This window comes from Pseudacidovorax sp. DMC4 (assembly GCF_056314265.1).
In genome coordinates, this window is the sequence record NZ_JBQUYR010000001.1 from 590,783 (window position 1) to 607,195 (window position 16,413).

10 protein-coding genes are annotated in these 16,413 nt (G+C 71.5%); 3 read left to right on the forward strand and 7 right to left on the reverse strand.

The genetic code is table 11. The annotated features are described in order from the left end of the window. Positions 1 to 31: 31 nt before the first annotated feature. The 4 genes from cydC to ACT54X_RS02720 all read right to left on the reverse strand — a co-directional run bounded on the left by cydC (position 32) and on the right by ACT54X_RS02720 (position 4,742). Positions 32 to 1,744 carry a thiol reductant ABC exporter subunit CydC gene (gene cydC / locus ACT54X_RS02705; protein ID WP_294369471.1) on the reverse strand — a complete coding sequence of 571 codons (1,713 nt, stop codon included), beginning with the start codon at positions 1,742 to 1,744 and terminating at the stop codon, positions 32 to 34. Positions 1,745 to 1,771: 27 nt separating this feature from the next. After that, positions 1,772 to 3,451: a thiol reductant ABC exporter subunit CydD gene (cydD, locus tag ACT54X_RS02710; protein ID WP_476344893.1), complete on the reverse strand. Its 1,680-nt coding sequence runs from the start codon at positions 3,449 to 3,451 to the stop codon at positions 1,772 to 1,774. A 214-nt stretch (positions 3,452 to 3,665) separates the two neighbouring features. Continuing rightward, a complete protein-coding gene (locus ACT54X_RS02715) occupies positions 3,666 to 3,902 on the reverse strand; it encodes a hypothetical protein (protein ID WP_234192278.1) in 237 nt (78 codons plus the stop codon). Positions 3,903 to 3,971: 69 nt separating this feature from the next. Next, the gene (locus tag ACT54X_RS02720) at positions 3,972 to 4,742 is read right to left on the reverse strand and encodes an IclR family transcriptional regulator domain-containing protein (RefSeq protein WP_017758064.1); all 771 of its coding nucleotides are present in this window, start codon (positions 4,740 to 4,742) and stop codon (positions 3,972 to 3,974) included. 152 nt (positions 4,743 to 4,894) lie between these two features. Between ACT54X_RS02720 and pobA the strand changes: the two genes are divergently transcribed. Next, positions 4,895 to 6,076, forward strand: coding sequence for a 4-hydroxybenzoate 3-monooxygenase (gene pobA / locus ACT54X_RS02725; RefSeq protein ID WP_294369482.1), 1,182 nt, complete (start codon positions 4,895 to 4,897; stop codon positions 6,074 to 6,076). Here the strand turns inward: pobA and ACT54X_RS02730 are convergent. From ACT54X_RS02730 to ACT54X_RS02740, 3 genes are read right to left on the reverse strand one after another with little or no spacing between them, the layout of a single operon-like run. Continuing rightward, entirely contained in the window at positions 6,046 to 12,360 is a 6,315-nt protein-coding gene (locus tag ACT54X_RS02730) for an alkaline phosphatase D family protein (RefSeq protein ID WP_476344895.1), read from the reverse strand. The two genes, pobA and ACT54X_RS02730, sit on opposite strands and share 31 nt — an antisense overlap. A gap of 18 nt (positions 12,361 to 12,378) precedes the next feature. Further along, complete coding sequence (locus tag ACT54X_RS02735; RefSeq protein WP_476344897.1) at positions 12,379 to 14,079, reverse strand: hybrid sensor histidine kinase/response regulator; 1,701 nt, start codon at positions 14,077 to 14,079, stop codon at positions 12,379 to 12,381. After that, positions 14,069 to 14,704: a response regulator gene (locus ACT54X_RS02740; protein WP_017759062.1), complete on the reverse strand. Its 636-nt coding sequence runs from the start codon at positions 14,702 to 14,704 to the stop codon at positions 14,069 to 14,071. Before ACT54X_RS02740 ends, ACT54X_RS02735 begins: the two co-directional genes overlap by 11 nt. Positions 14,705 to 14,897: 193 nt before the next feature. On the opposite strand from ACT54X_RS02740, the gene aat reads away from it, so the two are divergent. Together aat and ACT54X_RS02750 are read left to right on the forward strand one after the other, a co-directional pair. After that, complete coding sequence (aat, locus tag ACT54X_RS02745; RefSeq protein ID WP_476344899.1) at positions 14,898 to 15,677, forward strand: leucyl/phenylalanyl-tRNA--protein transferase; 780 nt, start codon at positions 14,898 to 14,900, stop codon at positions 15,675 to 15,677. After that, positions 15,674 to 16,408: an arginyltransferase gene (locus tag ACT54X_RS02750; RefSeq protein WP_294369494.1), complete on the forward strand. Its 735-nt coding sequence runs from the start codon at positions 15,674 to 15,676 to the stop codon at positions 16,406 to 16,408. Before aat ends, ACT54X_RS02750 begins: the two co-directional genes overlap by 4 nt. Positions 16,409 to 16,413: the final 5 nt, after the last annotated feature.

The following is a 16,413-nucleotide window of genomic DNA, read 5'->3' on the forward strand; positions in this document are numbered from 1 at the left end:
TGGCGTCGGAATGCGGGGAATGGCGATGGCCTCAGTCGTCGCGCAATGCGGCGAGGGCGGCGTCGAAGGCGGGTGTGCCGCGCCGCAGGTCGGCGCGCAACGCGCCGGCCTCGATGCAGAGCAGGCGGTCGGCGAGCCGCGCCTCGCGACGCAGATGGGTGGCGATGAGCAGCGTGCGGCCCTGCGCGCGCGCGTCCAGGCGGCGCAGAACCTCGCGGGCGGTGACGGCGTCGAGCGCCTCGGTCGGCTCGTCGAGCAGCCACAGCGGCGCGTCCTGCAGCAGCAGGCGGGCCAGCGACAGGCGGCGCATCTGGCCGCCCGACAGGCCCAGCCCGCCTTCGCCCAGGGAAGTGTCCAGGCCTTCGCGCAGGCGGGCGACATCCGCCTGCAGGCCGGCGTCGGCGAGCGCCGCGCTCAACTGCGCGTCGGTGGCGTGGGGTGCGGCAAGCGTGAGGTTGTCGCGCAGGCTGTCGCGGAAGAGCTCGGGCCGCTGGGTCATCCAGGTGGCGCGCGGTGCCTGGACCTGGCCGGCGACCGGCGCGCGTTCACCCGCCACCAGCGCGAGCAGCGTGGACTTACCGGCGCCACTGGGCCCGATGACTGCCACGCGCTCGCCGGACTGGATGTGCAGCGACGACAGTTGCAGGACGGGGCGTGCCCCGCCGTCTCGGCGCACCACGATCCCTTCGAGATGGATGCCGCCGTCGGCCGCGGCGCCAGGGCGGACCTGCGGCGCATCGCCCGACGGTGCGGACTCGGCCGCCGCCACGGCCGGCGCCAGCCGCCGGGCCGCCAGCCAGGTGCGGCCCGACTCCAGCGCGCCGCGGCGCAGCGCCGCCATCGGCTCGCCTGCGGCCAGCGCCATGAGCATCAGCAGCGCCGCGGCCGGCGCGCCGATGCGGCCCTGCTCCACCAGCCAGGCGGTCGCCAGCAGCACGCCCACCAGCGTGGCCGTGTGCATCAGTCCGTGCGCGAAGCTGGCCCGCGCTTCCAGCCCGGCCATGCGCAGGTCGGTGGCGGCCAGGCGCCTGTCGGCCTCGGCCAGCGCTTCGCACTGGGCCGTCAGCCTACCGGCCATGGCCAGTTCGGTCTGCCCCGCCACGAGGTCGACGGCACGGGCGCGCAGGCGCTCCAGCGCCAGAGCCCGGCGCACCGCCACGGGGCGGGCCCGGCGCGCGACCACCCATGCACTGCCCCAACCTGCCACCAGCAGCCAGGCGGCCAGGGCCAGGCCCAGCCGCAAGTCGTGCAAGCCGGCCACGACACCGGCCATCGCCGCCGCTGCCAGGCTGACGGCAAGCGGCACGGCCATGCGCAGGTAGAGGGCGTCGAGCGCATCGATGTCGGCCGTCAGACGCTGCAGCAGCCGCGCGGGACGCAGCAGCAGGCGTTGGGCCGCCTCGGGTTGCGCCCAGCCGCGCAGCAGACGCTCGCGCAGGCCGGCCAGCACGCCGAGCGTGGCGTCGTGCGTGACGAGCCGCTCGGCATAGCGCGCGCCGGTGCGGCCCAGGGCCAGCAGCCGGATGCCCGCCGAGGGCATGAAGACGTCGAACACCAGCGCCGTCGTCAGTTGCAAGCCGGCCAGCGCCGTCGCCGTGATGAACCAGCCCGACAGGCCCAGCAGGCCGATGCCGGCGAGGCTGGTGAGCACGGCCAGCCCGGCGCCCAGCCACAGCGCCCCGCGCCGCTGGCCGATGAAATGGCGGCGCAAAACCTGGAGATCGTGGGTGGCAGAACGGGTCATGGCGTGGGCTCCTGATGGATCGCGGCTTCAGGCCGCTTCGCGCAGCGGCGCCGCGTCGAGGCGGAGCACACGGTCCATGCGCGCAGCGAGGCGCGGGTCGTGGGTAGCCAGCACCAGCGTCCGGCCGCGACTCAGGGTGAGCAGCGCGTCGATGACGCGGTCGGCCGTCTCGGCATCGAGGTGGGCGGTGGGCTCGTCCGCCAGCAGCAGGCCGGCTTCGTCGTTCACGGCCAGCCGGGCCAGGGCGAGGCGGACGGCCTCGCCACCCGACAGGCCCACACCGGCCTCGCCAAGGCTCTGGCTGGGACGGCCGGCGGCCACGTCGGCGAGGCCTGCGAAATCGATGGCGCGGGCGACGGCCTGCGCGTCCGCGACCGGCCGACCCAGGTCCACGTTGGCGTCGAGGGAGCCGGCGAACACATGGGCACGCTGCCCCATCCAGCCCATCCGGCGGCGCAGGCCCGGCGCATGGGCTTCGTCCATGGGAACGCCGCCGATGAAAACCTGCCCCGCCTGCGGCGCGACAAGCCCGGCCAGCAGCGACAGCAGGGTCGTCTTGCCCCCACCACTGGGCGCGAGGATGGCCAGGCGTTCACCGGGGCGGACGTCGAGGTCGAACGCGTCGAGCACCGGCCGCTCGCCCGCCGGGGCAAAGCGCAGCCCCCGCACGCGCACGCCCAGCGCACCGGCAGGCGCCGGCTCTGCCGGCAGGGCAGCGTCAGACTGCCCGGGAAGCCTCGGCCCCGCGCCATCGAGTGACGCCAGCGCCTTGCGCGCGGCCTCCCCGGCCGCACGGTCATGCCACACGGCCGACAGCTCGCGCAGCGGTTCGAAGAAGGCGGGCGCCAGCAGCAGGATGAACAGGCCCTGCCCCAGGCTGAGCGTGCGGCCCCAGCTGCCGAACTGCAGATGCCCCAGCAGATGGAAGCCCACATAGACAGCCACCATGGCCACGCCCAGCGCGGCGAACAGCTCCAGCACCGCCGACGACAGGAAGGCGATGCGCAGCACGGCCATCGTGCGGCGGTGCAGATCCTGTGCCGAGGCCCTCAGCCGCAGCGCCGTGTGATCGACCGCGCCCAGCGCGCGCAGGGTGGAGAGGCCCCGCAGCCGGTCGAGCAGGAAGGCGTTCATGTCGCCCTGTCGCGCCAGTTGCGCTTCCGACGCGGCCTGTGCACGGCGGCCGACCAGCGCCATGAACAGTGGGATCAGCGGCGCGGCCACCACCAGGATGGCCGCGGCCACCCAGGACAGGGCACCCACCGCCAGCGCGATGGCGAGGGGCACCACCATGAGCCTCAGCCGCACGGGCTGGAAACGCGCCAACCAGGGCACGATGGCCTCGGCCTGCTCCGCCAGCGCGCTGGCCGCCAGGCCGGAGGCCGGCCGGTCGCGGTCGACCGGCGATCCGCCAGCGAGCGCCGCCGTTGCCGCGCGCCTCAGGGCACCGAGCGCCTGCCGCGCATCTTCAAAGGCGCGGCGCACACCCCATGCATCGAACGCCGCGCGCAGCAGCCCGACCGCCGCCACGCCACCCGCCAGCGCAAGCACGCCATGCAGGCCGCCGCCGTCGGCAAGCCTCTGGACCGCCCAGGCCAGCAGTGCCGCCTGCGGCAGCCACAGCAGGGCGGCCATCGCCTGCGCCGCGGCCGCCATCGACATCCGGCTCGGCAGCCGGTCGGGATCAACGGACGTGGATTCAGTCATGGCGAAGCGGTAAATGTTGAAATTTCAGTAATTACCGAAATTTCAATCATGATAAGTCGCCATGGGTCCGTTGACCCACCTCAAGCGGCAAAAGGTTTACTGCGACTGTAGGAATTGACTGGCGTCCAGGCGCACGACGCCAGCAGCCCCGGGGCTTGTGGTCGTGGCCTGGGCAATGGCGGCCGGCCGGCCCCGCCCTTCGGGCCGCGACGGCTCAGCCCACCTCGGCTTCGCGGGGAAAGCGTTCCATCATCTGCCGCCCCAATGGCGTGATGGCAGACACCGTGGCCGCCGGCTGGTGATGGCCGGACAAGGTCCGCACGGGACGGGGGATCACCGCCTGCACATGGCCGGCGAGCGCCAGCATGCGGATGGCGTCGATGTCGCCGCCCTCGGTGAAGGAAACAGGAAGCTGCGCGCTGGCCAAGCGGTGGAGAAGGGACAGAGGCATGGGCGAAATGTTGGGCCCGGCCGGGACCGGCGTCGCGCAACAAATTCACACAAAGTCAATTTTGCTTTATCAGAGCAGCGCCCGCAGTTCGCGCGCAGCCTCCGCGAGCAAGGGCAGCATGCTTCGTTCCAGCGCCTCGGGCGGCTGCAGCCCGCCCGACAGGACGAGGTTCAAGGCGGCCACGGTCCGGCCTTGCATGTCCCGCAGCGGCACCGCCAGGGCCTGCACGCCCAGTTCGTGTTCCTCGCTTGCCAGCGCATGGTCGTCCTTGCGGATCTGCGCCAGCCGCCGGCGCAGCTCTGCAGGCCGGGTCAAGGTGTGCGGCGTGAGCCGCGCGAGGCTGCGCCCCTTGAGCCAGGCCGAAAGCGCCGCCGGCGCCATGGCCGCCAGCAGCAGTTGCCCCGTCGACGTGGCATGCGCCGGCAGCCGGGCGCCCAGGTGCAGGCCGTAGGCCAGCACGCGCGAAGGCGCGCCATAGCTGCCGCTGCGGGCGACGATCACCACCTCCTCGCCATCGAGCACGACGGCGGAGAAGGACTCCCCCGTCTGTGCCGACAGCCGGTTGAGCGTGGGCTGCAGCGCCCGCGGCAGGCGCGACGAGGCCAGGTAGCTGCCGGAAAAACGCAGGACCCGCGGCGCCATCCAGAAATAGCTGCCGTCGGTCTCCAGGTAGCCCAGGTGCGCCAGCGTGAGCAGGTGCCGCCGCGCCGCCGCCCGGGTGAGCCCGGCACGCTGGGCGGCCAGCGTGGCGTTCAGGCGCTGACGCTCGGTGTCGAAGCTTTCGAGCACCGCCAGGCCCTTGGCTAGGCCCTCGATGAAGTCCGCCTTGGCGATGGTCATGGATCGGCTCCTTGGATCAGCGATGTTGCGCGATCATCGCGCAACCCAACGAATCATCGCGCGGCACAGCCTGACGGGCCGCCGGATCGGGACGGCTTTTTTCTACGCTTCGGCCCATCCCTTTGTTGCCCCTGGATCAGGAGACCCTTCCCATGCGTACCCAAGTCGCCATCATCGGCGCCGGCCCGGCCGGCCTGCTGCTGGGCCAACTGCTGCACGTTGCCGGCATCGACAACGTGATCGTCGAACGCCAGACCGGCGACTACGTGCTCGGCCGCATCCGCGCCGGCGTGCTGGAGCAGGTCACGATGGACCTGCTCAAGAAGGCCGGCGTCGATGCCCGTGCGCACGCAGAAGGCCTGCCGCACCACGGCATCGAGCTGCTCTTCCAGGGCCAGCGCCACCGCATCGACATGCACGCGCACACGCAGGGCCGGCAGGTGATGGTCTATGGCCAGACCGAGGTCACCCGCGATTTGATGGACGCCCGCGCCGCCGCCGGCCTGACCACCCTCTACGGTGCGGCCAATGTCAGCCTGCACGACTTCGACGGCGAGCGACCCCGCGTGCGCTACGAGAAGGACGGCGCCACGCACGAGCTCGAATGCGACTTCATTGCCGGCTGCGACGGCTACCACGGCGTGAGCCGTGCCAGCGTGCCGGCCAGCGCGGTCAAGCTCTACGAGAAGATCTATCCCTTCGGCTGGCTGGGCATGCTGGCGGACGTGCCGCCGGTGTCCGACGAGCTCATCTACTGCAACACCCCGCGCGGCTTCGCGCTGTGCAGCATGCGCAGCCGCACCCGCAGCCGCTACTACGTGCAGGTGCCGGTCGAAGAGAAGGTCGAGAACTGGAGCGACGACGCCTTCTGGAACGAGCTGCGCCTGCGCCTGGACCCGGAAGGCCGCGAGCGCCTGGTGACCGGCCCCGCGCTGGAAAAAAGCATCGCCCCGCTGCGCAGCTTCGTCGCCGAGCCGATGCGCTTCGGACGGCTGTTCCTGGCCGGCGATGCGGCGCACATCGTGCCGCCCACCGGCGCCAAGGGCCTGAACCTCGCGGCCTCGGACGTGGGTTACCTGTACCAGGCGCTGGAGCGCTACTACGGCGAGCGCAGCACCAGCGCGCTCGACCGCTATTCCGACCTCTGCCTGCGCCGCATCTGGAAGGCCGAGCGCTTCTCGTGGTGGTTCACCTCGCTGATGCACCGCTTCCCGGACACCGGCGACTTCGGCCAGAAGATCCAGGAGGCCGAGCTGGACTACCTGGTGCACTCGCCGGCGGCCTCGACCTCGCTGTCCGAGAACTACGTCGGCCTGCCGCTGGAATCGTTCTGAGCGGCACCCCGTGGACGCGGCCGGCGACTCGGCAGCGTCTCGCGGAGATGGATCGTGTCGAAGGCCGCGGCTTCCTGCCCGCGCAGGTGCAGCTCCAGCGCCAGCGTCCAGTGCCCGTCGGCGCCTTCGGACTGCCGGACGGCCAGCCAGCCTTCCCCGTCCCAGGCGCCCACGCCCTCGACCTGCAGCGTGAGGCCGCCAACGAGCGGAACCGACTCTTCGAGCAACACGGTGTCGGCCAACGAGTTGGCGAAGCGCATGGGTGCATGCAGGGGCGGTGCCACGATGGCGAGGCCCTGCAGGTCGAGCCCGATGTGCAGCCGCGCCACGGCCGAGCAGTGGTAGTCGCTGGACAGCAGCACCACGTTCTGGATGCGGTGCCGCACCAGGAGGTCGAAGAAGCGTTGCCGGTCGGCGGGCGACATCTGCCAGTTGTCGGCCTGCCGCGGCGCGGGGCGGCCGGCAAACTCCCGCAGGCCCGGCGCAATCACCGAGCCGCACATCACCCACTTCGGTGCATCGCCGTGCATCTGCTGCTCACGGCACAGCCAGTTCTCCAGCAGCCTCCAGCCGGTCTCCGACAGCAGCCGACGCGTGCCGAGTTGCCGCGAGGTGCGCGCATCCAGCATGAAGGCGGAGATGTCGCCGCAGCGGAAGGCGCCGTGGTGGCGCGCGTCGTCGGCGTCGCCTTCCGCGGCCGGAAAGGGATCCGGCCCGTGGGCGCGCTGGAAGGCGCGGTAGGCCGCGCGTGCGGTGAGCGCCCGCCATAGGCCGCCCTCGCCCAACCACAGCTGCTCGCGCGTCCAGTTGTCGACGATCTCGTGGTCGTCCAGCACCATGAAGAGCGGCAGCCGCTGGGCCAGCGCGCGGAAGCCGGGCGAACCCATGGCGTCGCGGTAGCGCGGCAGGATGCGCTCCAACTCTGAGGCCGTGTCGAAGAGGCCGGCACGCGCATCGGCATAGACCTGGTCGCCGAGCATGGCCATGAAGCGGGCGTCGCCCGTGCGGGCATGGGCGTGCGCCAGCGCTGCCAGGCTGGCGTCGGCACGCGCCGATTCGAAGCCCGTGATGCCCGGATGCCGGCACCCCGCGGCAAGGAAACAGGTGCCCCCCTCCGCGGGCCGGCGCAGGGCATCGGCCACGTGCAACCTTGCCTGCTCAGGCGTGGCCAGTTCACGGTCCACCCGCGACAGCGTGGCCGGGTCGGCGCGGCGCGCGGCGGCGGCGCGGCGCTCCAGCTCCGCCCGCAGCACGGCCACCAGGCCATCGGCATACGCATGCGGCAGCGGCGCGCCCTGCTCGACCACCGGGCCGATCAGGCCGTCCTCAGGCAGCACGACCTCGTCCGTGGTCGGGGGGACTGCGAAGGGCGCGGGCACCCGGTCCTCGGGCAAGGGCATGCGCCGGGCGGCGCGGACGAGCAGGCTCTGGTCGATGGTCAGGCGGAAGGGCGTGGCAGCGTCCGCGGCGGCGGCCGACACCATGCCCGGCGTCTGCCCGGTCAGCACCGCCAGGTCATGGGTGGCCTGGGCATCCTCATCCAGCATTTCTCTGGGCTCCCGGACACCGTTGGATGCCGACGGGGGCGTCTGGCCCGGCACGCCCGCAGGCACCAGCGGCGCGGCACCCGTCGGCCCGGCGCTGGCGTCGAAGGTGTAGAGCCCGAAGACGTCGATGTGCACGCCCTCCACGTCCGCAGGCAGCACCACATCGGCGACGAGCACGCTGACCGGAAAGGCCGTGCCCGGCGGCACGGTGTCGGACACCTGAGCCGGCGGCCGTGTCTGCAGGACCACGGTCCTCAGAGGCCAGGCCTGCGAGAGCCGCCATGACTCCCCCCGGAGCCGGCCGCACGCCAGCGTCATGCAGCCCACCAGGAGGCCGCCATGGCGGCGCCGGAATTCGGCCCACACCCGCACCACCGTCGCGCCGCCCTGCCCCGGCCGCACCCAGCCCATCAGCGGACCGGTCGCCGGCAGTTGCGCCCCGGCATGGCGCTGCACCTGCGGCGGGACCAGCGGGCGCGTCCACGCATCGGCCAGGAACTGCTCGATGCGCGGAAAGACCTGCTGCGCTGCGGCGCGGCCGATGGTGCAGTCGAAATGCGCGAAGCCCGGCAGCGGGTGGGCCGTGACCCGCGGCATGGGCTGAGCCGGATCGGAGGCGATCGAGCGCCCTTCCTCGCCGAAGACCCGGCGCAGCTGATCGGCGCTGCGCGCGAGGGAAGCGACGTCGAACAGCTGGTTGTCGCTGCCGTGCATGAGCATCATCGGCATGTCGAAATAGCGCCGGACCTTGTCGTCCGAGAGATAGTCGCGGCCATCGTCGTCCACCAGCCGCTCGTGCTGCACGCACTTGGCGCCATGCAGGAAGACGCCGAGGTTGGTGCGGCCGAAGTAGATGTCCAGCCGCTCGTGGAAAGTCTCGCCCAGGCGCCCGTGATCGAACAGCGGACTGAGCAGCCCGGACATGCGCTTGCAGGTGGTGGTGTCAGGCTGCTCGACGCGCAGATCGGCTTCGTGCGGGCAGGCCTGAGTCTTGTGCGGACAGTGCTGGGCATGCGGGCACGCCGGATCGTCGTGCGGGCAGGCCTCGCCGCGGGGAACGCAGGGCAGGTCTGCGTGCGGCATCGTGGCGAAGAGCCGGTCCAACAGCCCGTGCAGCAGGTCGGGCGTGCCGACGCCGGCGGCGAACTCCAGGAACTCGCGGCCGAGCACGTTGTGCATGAAGGCGCCCAGCTGCAGGCGCTGCTGCGCCGAGTTGGAGCCGATCACATAGGGTTGGAACTGCGAAAAAACGGCCCCGCCCAGGCGATGCACCTGGCCGTCGCCCTCGGGATGGCGCACGGCCAGGTGTCCGCCGGCCAGCGACATCGCCAGCGAAGCAGCGCCCACGCAATGGCTGAAGGCGTGGATGCGCAGCAGCTCGGGCGCCAGGTCGAGCTCCTGGCCCAGCTCTGCGCACACGCGGGCCACGGCCGACGGAATGTCGAAGGCCGCGATGTCGTCCATGGTCGAGAAGCGGGCGGAGGCATCCAGCAGCGGACTCACGCGGTACTCCAGCAGCCACAGGTCCCAGCCCTCGTCGTACAGCCGCGCCGCCAGCGCATCGGCGCCCATCAATGGCTCGACGAAGGGCAGCGTCGACTGGGCAAAGCCGTTGATCATCAGCAGCGCACGCACGCGGCAGGCCCCCTGCCCGTCGGGGGCGTGCACTTCGGGCCGGGGCTGCCGGTAGCGCACCAGCGCCAGGTCCATGGGCGAGGCCGCCGGATCCGCCAGCCGCGCGCGCACGCGCAGCCGGATCGGCGCACAGGGCGGCACCTGGCCGTGCCGACGGGTCTGCAGTGGAGGAAAGCCGCCATGGGTCCAGTCCTCGGGGAAATGCAGCCAGACCTGCTCGGCTTCGCCACCTGCCGGGGGCGCAGGCGGCACGGTGCGCCGGGCGTAGTCCGGCGCGCGGAAGTCCAGCAGCCGCGTGCGCAGCAGCCCGCGCGCGAGCATCAGCGGATAGCCCAGCGCAGCCATCGTCGCCGTCACGCTGTCGCGGCCGCTGTGCAGCTGGGGCAGCAGGTTGCGGGCGATGTCGGGCATGTCCATGCGCAGCCGGCCCTGCAGCAGGACTTCGCCGGACGCGTCGCTCAGCGACAGGGGCAGTTCGCCCAGTTGGCTCCAGACGCTGGGGCGCGGCACGGCGGGCCAGCCACCGGCCCATGCAGCGCGGCACCACTGCCCCAGGTCCTTCCAAGACGCTGCGCCATCGATGACCTTGGTGCCGCGCAGATGAAGCGGCGGCTCGTCCCTGGCCTTGTCCTGGTCCTTGTCCTGGTCCTTGTCCTCGACCTCCATGCGCAGGACCATGCGGTAATCGAAGACCCGCACTTCCGCGGCCTGCCACAGCATCCGGGCCACCCGCCACAGGTTGGCGGGTTTCAGCGAGAAGCTTCCGCCGCCCTCCTTGCCGGAATCCGGCAGCCAGCGGCTGAGGGTGTAGGTGAGGACCAGCCGCAGCCAGCGACTCGCATGCCGCCGCCAGGACTCCGGCTGGCGGGCATACAGGTCGGCATGGCCCTCTTCCACCCACAGCGTGCGCCGTGCGCGGCCTTCGAGCTGCACCAGCAGGCGCGAGGCCTCGTAGGCCGCGGAGGACGCCGTCCCCGAGGGCTGGACGAGCGCCCGATGGCGCGGGTCAGCCAGGAAGCGCGCCCAGTCGCTCACCTCCATCTGCACGAAGAGCGAGGCGGCATCGCCGACGGGCACCGCGTCCCGAGGCCAGGGCCCGCACCATTGCTGCGAGGGCGACGGCTGCACCGGGCCGCGAAGCACCTCGCGCAGCGACGCACCCGGGGCGACGGCGCCGGCGGTGCTCGTCGGCCTGGGCGCGGGCAGGACCGGCGCAGGCAACGGCCGAGGCACGGCGCCGGCCGGCGGGGGCATCCATGCCGCCGACCCGGCATGCAGGCGCTGCACCAGGTCGGCGCAGCTGCGCTCGGCCAGGGCGGTGATGGTGAGCATGGGATTGACACCGAGCGACGTCGGAACCACCGAGCCGTCCATCACATACAGGCCTTCGTGCACATCGCTGCCCTGCGGTCCGCGGAAGACCTGCCCCAGGTGGTTGCACACCCCTTGCACCGCATCGTCGCCCATGGGGCAACCGCCGAGCGGATGGACGGTGACCAGCAGCTGGCCCATGCCGGCCCCGCCCAGCAGGCCGTCCAGGGTGGGCGGCAGGATGCCGCTGCCCGGATTGCGCAGGTAGCGCCCATCCTGGCCCGTGGCGGGCGCCACGCGGGCCCGGTGCAGCGGCGGCGCGGACGCCGCCTCGGGACGCGGCCACTGCCAGCGGATGCGGTCGCTGCGCGTGTCCAGGTCGATACGGGCCGGGCTGTCGTCGTGACCCATGCCCAGCAGCGTGAGCGAGTGGGTCAGGACCTTCGGCTGCGGCGCCAGGTCGTCCACCTCCGTCGATGCCGGACCGGCGGGGTCGTCCAGCCGGGCGAGCGTGGTGAGCGTCTGGATGAGTTCCTGGAACACGGGCGCCAGCAGCCCCGGCACGCCGCCATCCTGAACCAGGGTCGAGCGTCGCTCGTCCGCGGCATCCCGGAAGCGGATCATGGCCGAGATGGTGGGCCCCGCCGGTTCGGGGTTTGGGCCGGCGGCGGTGTCGCCCAGCGCGTTGGCCGGCGCATCCAGCTCGGCAATGCAGGCGACGTCGTCGCCGTTGCCGGACACGCGCTCGCCAAGCCGGTCGCTGGTGGCGAGCGGCGCGCGTGGCGCACCCTCTGGCGTGGAACGGGAGCGCAGTAGGATCTCCGTGCTGCCGAAGGTGCCGGCGGCCAGCACCACCTGCCGTGCGCGCAGTTCATGGACCCAGCCGGCGCGGGCCGCGGCGCCTGCATGCTGGCGCTGGCCCTCGTACAGGCTGCGCTCGGCCGTGCGGACCACGCGCAGCACCCAGGGGAAGTCGCCATCCTCCTCGCGATGGACGCTGAGCACCGTCACGCCCGCGAAGAGCCGCGCCCCCGCCCGCCGGGCAGCGGGCAGGTAGGTCTTGGTGAGCGTCAGCTTGGCGTCGTCGTTGCATCCGCTGACGCAGTTGCCGCAGCCGGTGCAGGCCGACCGCGGGCCCAGCGCGCCCTCGTGCGCCGTGACCTGCCAGGGATGCAGGCAGACGGCGATGGGCACCTCCTCGAACTCGGGCCGGACCGCGGCGGAATCGCCCCGGGCCGGCCGGGAGGGCAGCCGGTCGTGCAGTCCGCGCAGCGCCTGGTACTTGCGCGTGCCCTGCGGGTCGAAGCAACGCTGGCCGTCCTCCGGCCTGGACAACTCCAGCATGGCACGGGCGCGGTCGAACCACGGCTGCAGGTTGGTGCGCCGGATGGCGGCAGGCCAGTGCTCGGACTGGAACACCACCGCTTCGGGCTGCAGGCCGACACCGGCGTTGATCAGGCTGCCGCCGCCCAGTCCGTTGCCCACGAGGGCCGCGGCGCCCTGCCCCACCCGGAAGTCGAAGAGCGCATCCTCATAGCCGGCCCCCTGGACGCCGGTCGCGCCCTGCCACTGGGCGCGCACGTACTTGCCGGCATCGCTCAGGTCGCTCGGGAATTCGCCAGCCACGTATTCCTGCCCGCGTTCGAGCACGACGACATTGAACGCGGCTTCGGCCAGCCGCAATGCCGCCACCGAGCCGCCGTAGCCGGAGCCCACGACGACGGCGTCGAAACGTCGCTGCTCATCGGGCGCTTCGAGCAGCGCCTCCAGGTTGTCGGAGAGCCACTGCATCGATCACCCTTTCGTTCATCATTCGTCCATGGCGCGGAACAGGCCCAGTACGGCGCGCAGCTCTTCGGGATCCACCGGCTTTTCCAGCACCGGCAGGCCCTCGTCGGCCAGTCGCTGACGAATGACCGCATCGGATTCGCCCGTGACGATGACGCAGCCCATCTCGGGCTGATCGCGGCGCAACGCCTCCAGGGCCATCAGGCCGTTTTCCGAAGGGCCGAGGTGGTAGTCGGCCAAGGCCACATGCGGCGGTCCCAGGCGCTGTACCGCAGCGGCCACCTCGCTGCCGCTGCGGCAGGTGGCGACCACACAGCCCCATTGCTCCAGCAGGGCGCGGGTGGCGTCGAGCACCGTTGCCTCGTCGTCCAGTACCAGCACGCGCAGGCCCTGCAGGTCGGGCAGCACCACCTCGGGCTCGACGGCCTGCTCGTCGCTGGGTTGCGCCAACGGCAGCATCAGGGTGACCCGCGTACCGGAGCGCCGGACCGGGTCGACGAATTCCATGTGCAAGCGGGCGTTGAGCAGCCTGGCCAGGCGCTGCACGATCGACAGCCCCAGCCCCATGCCGGACGAGACCACGTGGCGGCTGCGATAGAACTCGTCGAACACCCGGTCCTGCTCCTCCACCGGGATGCCCGGGCCCGTGTCGGAGACCTCCAGCATCACGCCATCGGGCTGCGTGGACAGCGCCAGACACACCCCGCCATCGGCGCCATGCTTGAGCGCGTTGTCGAGCAGGTTGCGCAGCACCCGCTCGAGCAGCGCCAGGTCGGTGCGGACATGCGCCGTCTCGGCCCGGCATTCCCAGCGCCGGCCGCCTTCGAGGCACAGGGCGCGGTACTCGATGTCCAGGCGCGCAACCAGCGGCGCGATGGGCACGTAGCGCAGTTCGGGCCGCAGCGCCCCGCTGTCCATCCGCGAGAGATCCAGGATGGCGGAGAAAAGCTGCTGCAGCCCCTCCAGCGCAATGGCCAGGGCCTCGCGCGCCCGGTGGATGTCCTCTGCGGTGGTGGCACGCGCCAGCACCCCGCCCAGCAGCCCGATGGCATGCAGCGGCTGGCGCAGGTCGTGGCTGGCCGTCATGATGAAGCGGGTCTTGGCGGCGTTGGCCGCCGACAGCTGCTTGACCAGTTGCGCGTTCTCGGCGCGGATGGCGATGCCCTCGGCCACGCGGCGGGAAAAGCCGTGGGCGAAGACGCTCAGCACCAGCCAGTACATGAAGAGGCCGCCGAAGATCGCCGGAGCAAGCTGGGGCGTGAAGTCCCGCGCCCAACCCGCGGCCACGCCCCCCAGCATCAGCCCCAGATAGCCGGCGTACAGCCGAGGCACGATGCCCAGGGATGACATGCCCGCTGCACCCCAGCAGCAATAGAAGAGCGTCACCAGCAATCGCGTCTCGGTCTGCATGCGCGGAAGCCCCAGCAGGGGCAGGCTGACCAGGGCAAAGGCCAGCAGCAACGAGGAGGCCCAGAGGATGCGTCGTGCGCTGCGCGTGGGACGCCCTTGCGACAGCCAGCGGGCCGCCACGGCCATGACGCGGTTGCGCAGCAGCAGAGACCCCGCCGCGGCCACGCTCCAGGCGAGAACGCCTGATGCACCCACATCCCGCCATGCGACCGCGGCGAGGATCAACACACCCACCAGGGCCAGCCTGGCCGCGGCGGCGGCCTGGGCCAGGGCGAAGCTGATCAGGTCGCGGTCGTGCGCCTCAGCATCCAAGCGTGATGCCTCGCCGATGCGCTTCCACCACCGCCTGCGCACGGGAGCTGACATTGAGGGCCCGGAACACCGCCACCGTGTGGCTCTTGACCGTGCCTTCGGACAGGCCGAGCGTGCGTGCCACCTGCTTGGCCGACATGCCGTGCAGCAGGCAGTTCAGCACGTCGCGTTGCCGGGCCGACAGCGACAGCCCATCGTCCGGCACCGCGCGGCCCCGGCCGCCGGCCTTGGCCGTGATGCTTTCGGGCAGCGCAAGCCGGCGGCCGCAGACATCCTTGAGCGCCTGGAAGAGCACCGTCTCGCTCGCCGACTTGAACAGATAGCTGGAAGCACCGGCCTGCAGCGCCGCATCGACGCTCTGGGGGCTTTCGTCCGCAGAAAGGACGAGCACGGCCAGTTCCGGCCGCAGTTGCTTGACCTCCGACAGGACGCTCAGGCCGGACATGCCCGGCAACTGAAGGTCGAGCACCAACAGGTCGAAGTCGCGGCGCCCACGCAGAACCTCGACGAGGTCGCGGGCGTTGCCGGTCTCGGTGACATCGCTGGTGGGATCGACCTGACGCGCGAGCAACCGCAGTGCCGTCCGGATGGGCGGATGGTCATCACAGATCAGCAGGCGGAACACGCAAGCTCCAGGAAAGGCGGATCGCCTCGAATAGTTCTCCACGCCGGCAAAGCCTTGGGCCGGCGCCCTCATGGCTGCCTCGCGGCGGCCGGCCGAGAGTGTGCCGCAATCCAGGCCCTTACCCTTCGCCTTTTTGGGGGAAATCGGAGGGTGCGGCCCATTGGAAGCGGCGCGTGCCGGGATCGCGCCCGGCATGCGCCAGAATCCAGCCGTGGCACGACTTCCCCGCAAACTGCCGTGGCTCGCCGCTGGTGAGCCGCTCCCACCGCCAGCAACCGCGTGGGGGCCCCAAGATCCCGTTCCGGGCGTCGTGGCGGCCGGCGGCGCACTGGACGTGCCGACGTTGCTCGACGCCTATGGCCACGGCATCTTCCCGTGGTTCGGCGACGACCAGCCCATCCTGTGGTGGAGCCCGGACCCGCGGATGGTGCTCCGGCCTGGCGCCTTCCGCTTGCACCGCTCGCTGCGCAAGACCCTGCTGGCGTTTCGCCAGCAGGCGCCGCGGTGCGAGATCCGCATCGACCATGCATTCGCCGACGTGATCACCGCCTGCGCCGAGGCGCCCCGGGCGGGCCAGTCGGGCACCTGGATCCTCCCCGAGATGCAGCAGGCCTATGTGGCACTGCACCGCGCCGGCCACGCGCACAGCGTGGAGACCTGGATCGACGGACAACTCGCGGGCGGCCTCTATTGCGTGGCATTGGGCCGGGCGGTCTTCGGCGAATCGATGTTCGCGCGGCGCACCGACGCCTCGAAGATCGCACTGGCGGCCCTGGTGGCCTTCTGCCGCAACCACGGCGTGCAGGCCATCGACTGCCAGCAGAACACCGCCCATCTGGCCAGCCTGGGCGCGAGCGAATGGCCACGGGCGCAGTTCCTCGCCCATATCGGCGATGCATGCAGGCAGCCGCCCATTCCTGCATGGCAATTCGACCCCATATACTGGAACGAACTTCTGCCGGCACAGCAATGACGCTCCTCAAGGATCTGCCGCTCCAGACGCTGCAGTTCTACGCGACAGCGCCCTACCCCTGCAGCTATCTGCCCGACCGTCAGGCGCGCTCCCAGGTGGCCACGCCCAGCCACCTCATCAACAGCGACGCCTACTCCGACCTGGTGCTGGGCGGCTTCCGCCGCAGCGGAATGTTCACCTACCGCCCCTACTGCGACGGTTGCCGCGCCTGCATCCCCCTGCGCATCCTGGCGGAACATTTTGCTCCCAGCCGCAGCCAGCGCCGCGCCGCGCAACGCCACCAGCATCTGCAGGCCCGGGTGCTGCGACTGTGCTTCGTGCCCGAGCACTACCAGCTGTACCTGCGCTACCAGAACGGCCGCCACGCCGGCGGGGGCATGGACCACGACAGCATCGACCAGTACACCCAGTTCCTGCTCCAGAGCCGCGTCAACTCACGGTTGGTCGAGTTCCGCGAGCCGGCCGACGACGGCAGTCCCGGCGCCCTGAAGATGGTGTCCATCCTGGACGTGCTCAACGACGGACTGTCGGCCGTCTACACCTTCTACGAGCCGGAGGAAGGTGCTGCCTATGGCACCTACGGCGTGCTCTGGCAGATTGCCCAGGCGCGCGAACTCGGCTTGCCGCACGTCTACCTGGGCTACTGGATCGAGCACAGCAACAAGATGGCCTACAAGGCCAAGTTCGCCCCCCACCAGATCCTGGTGGACGGTGAATGGCGCGAAGTTTGATTTCA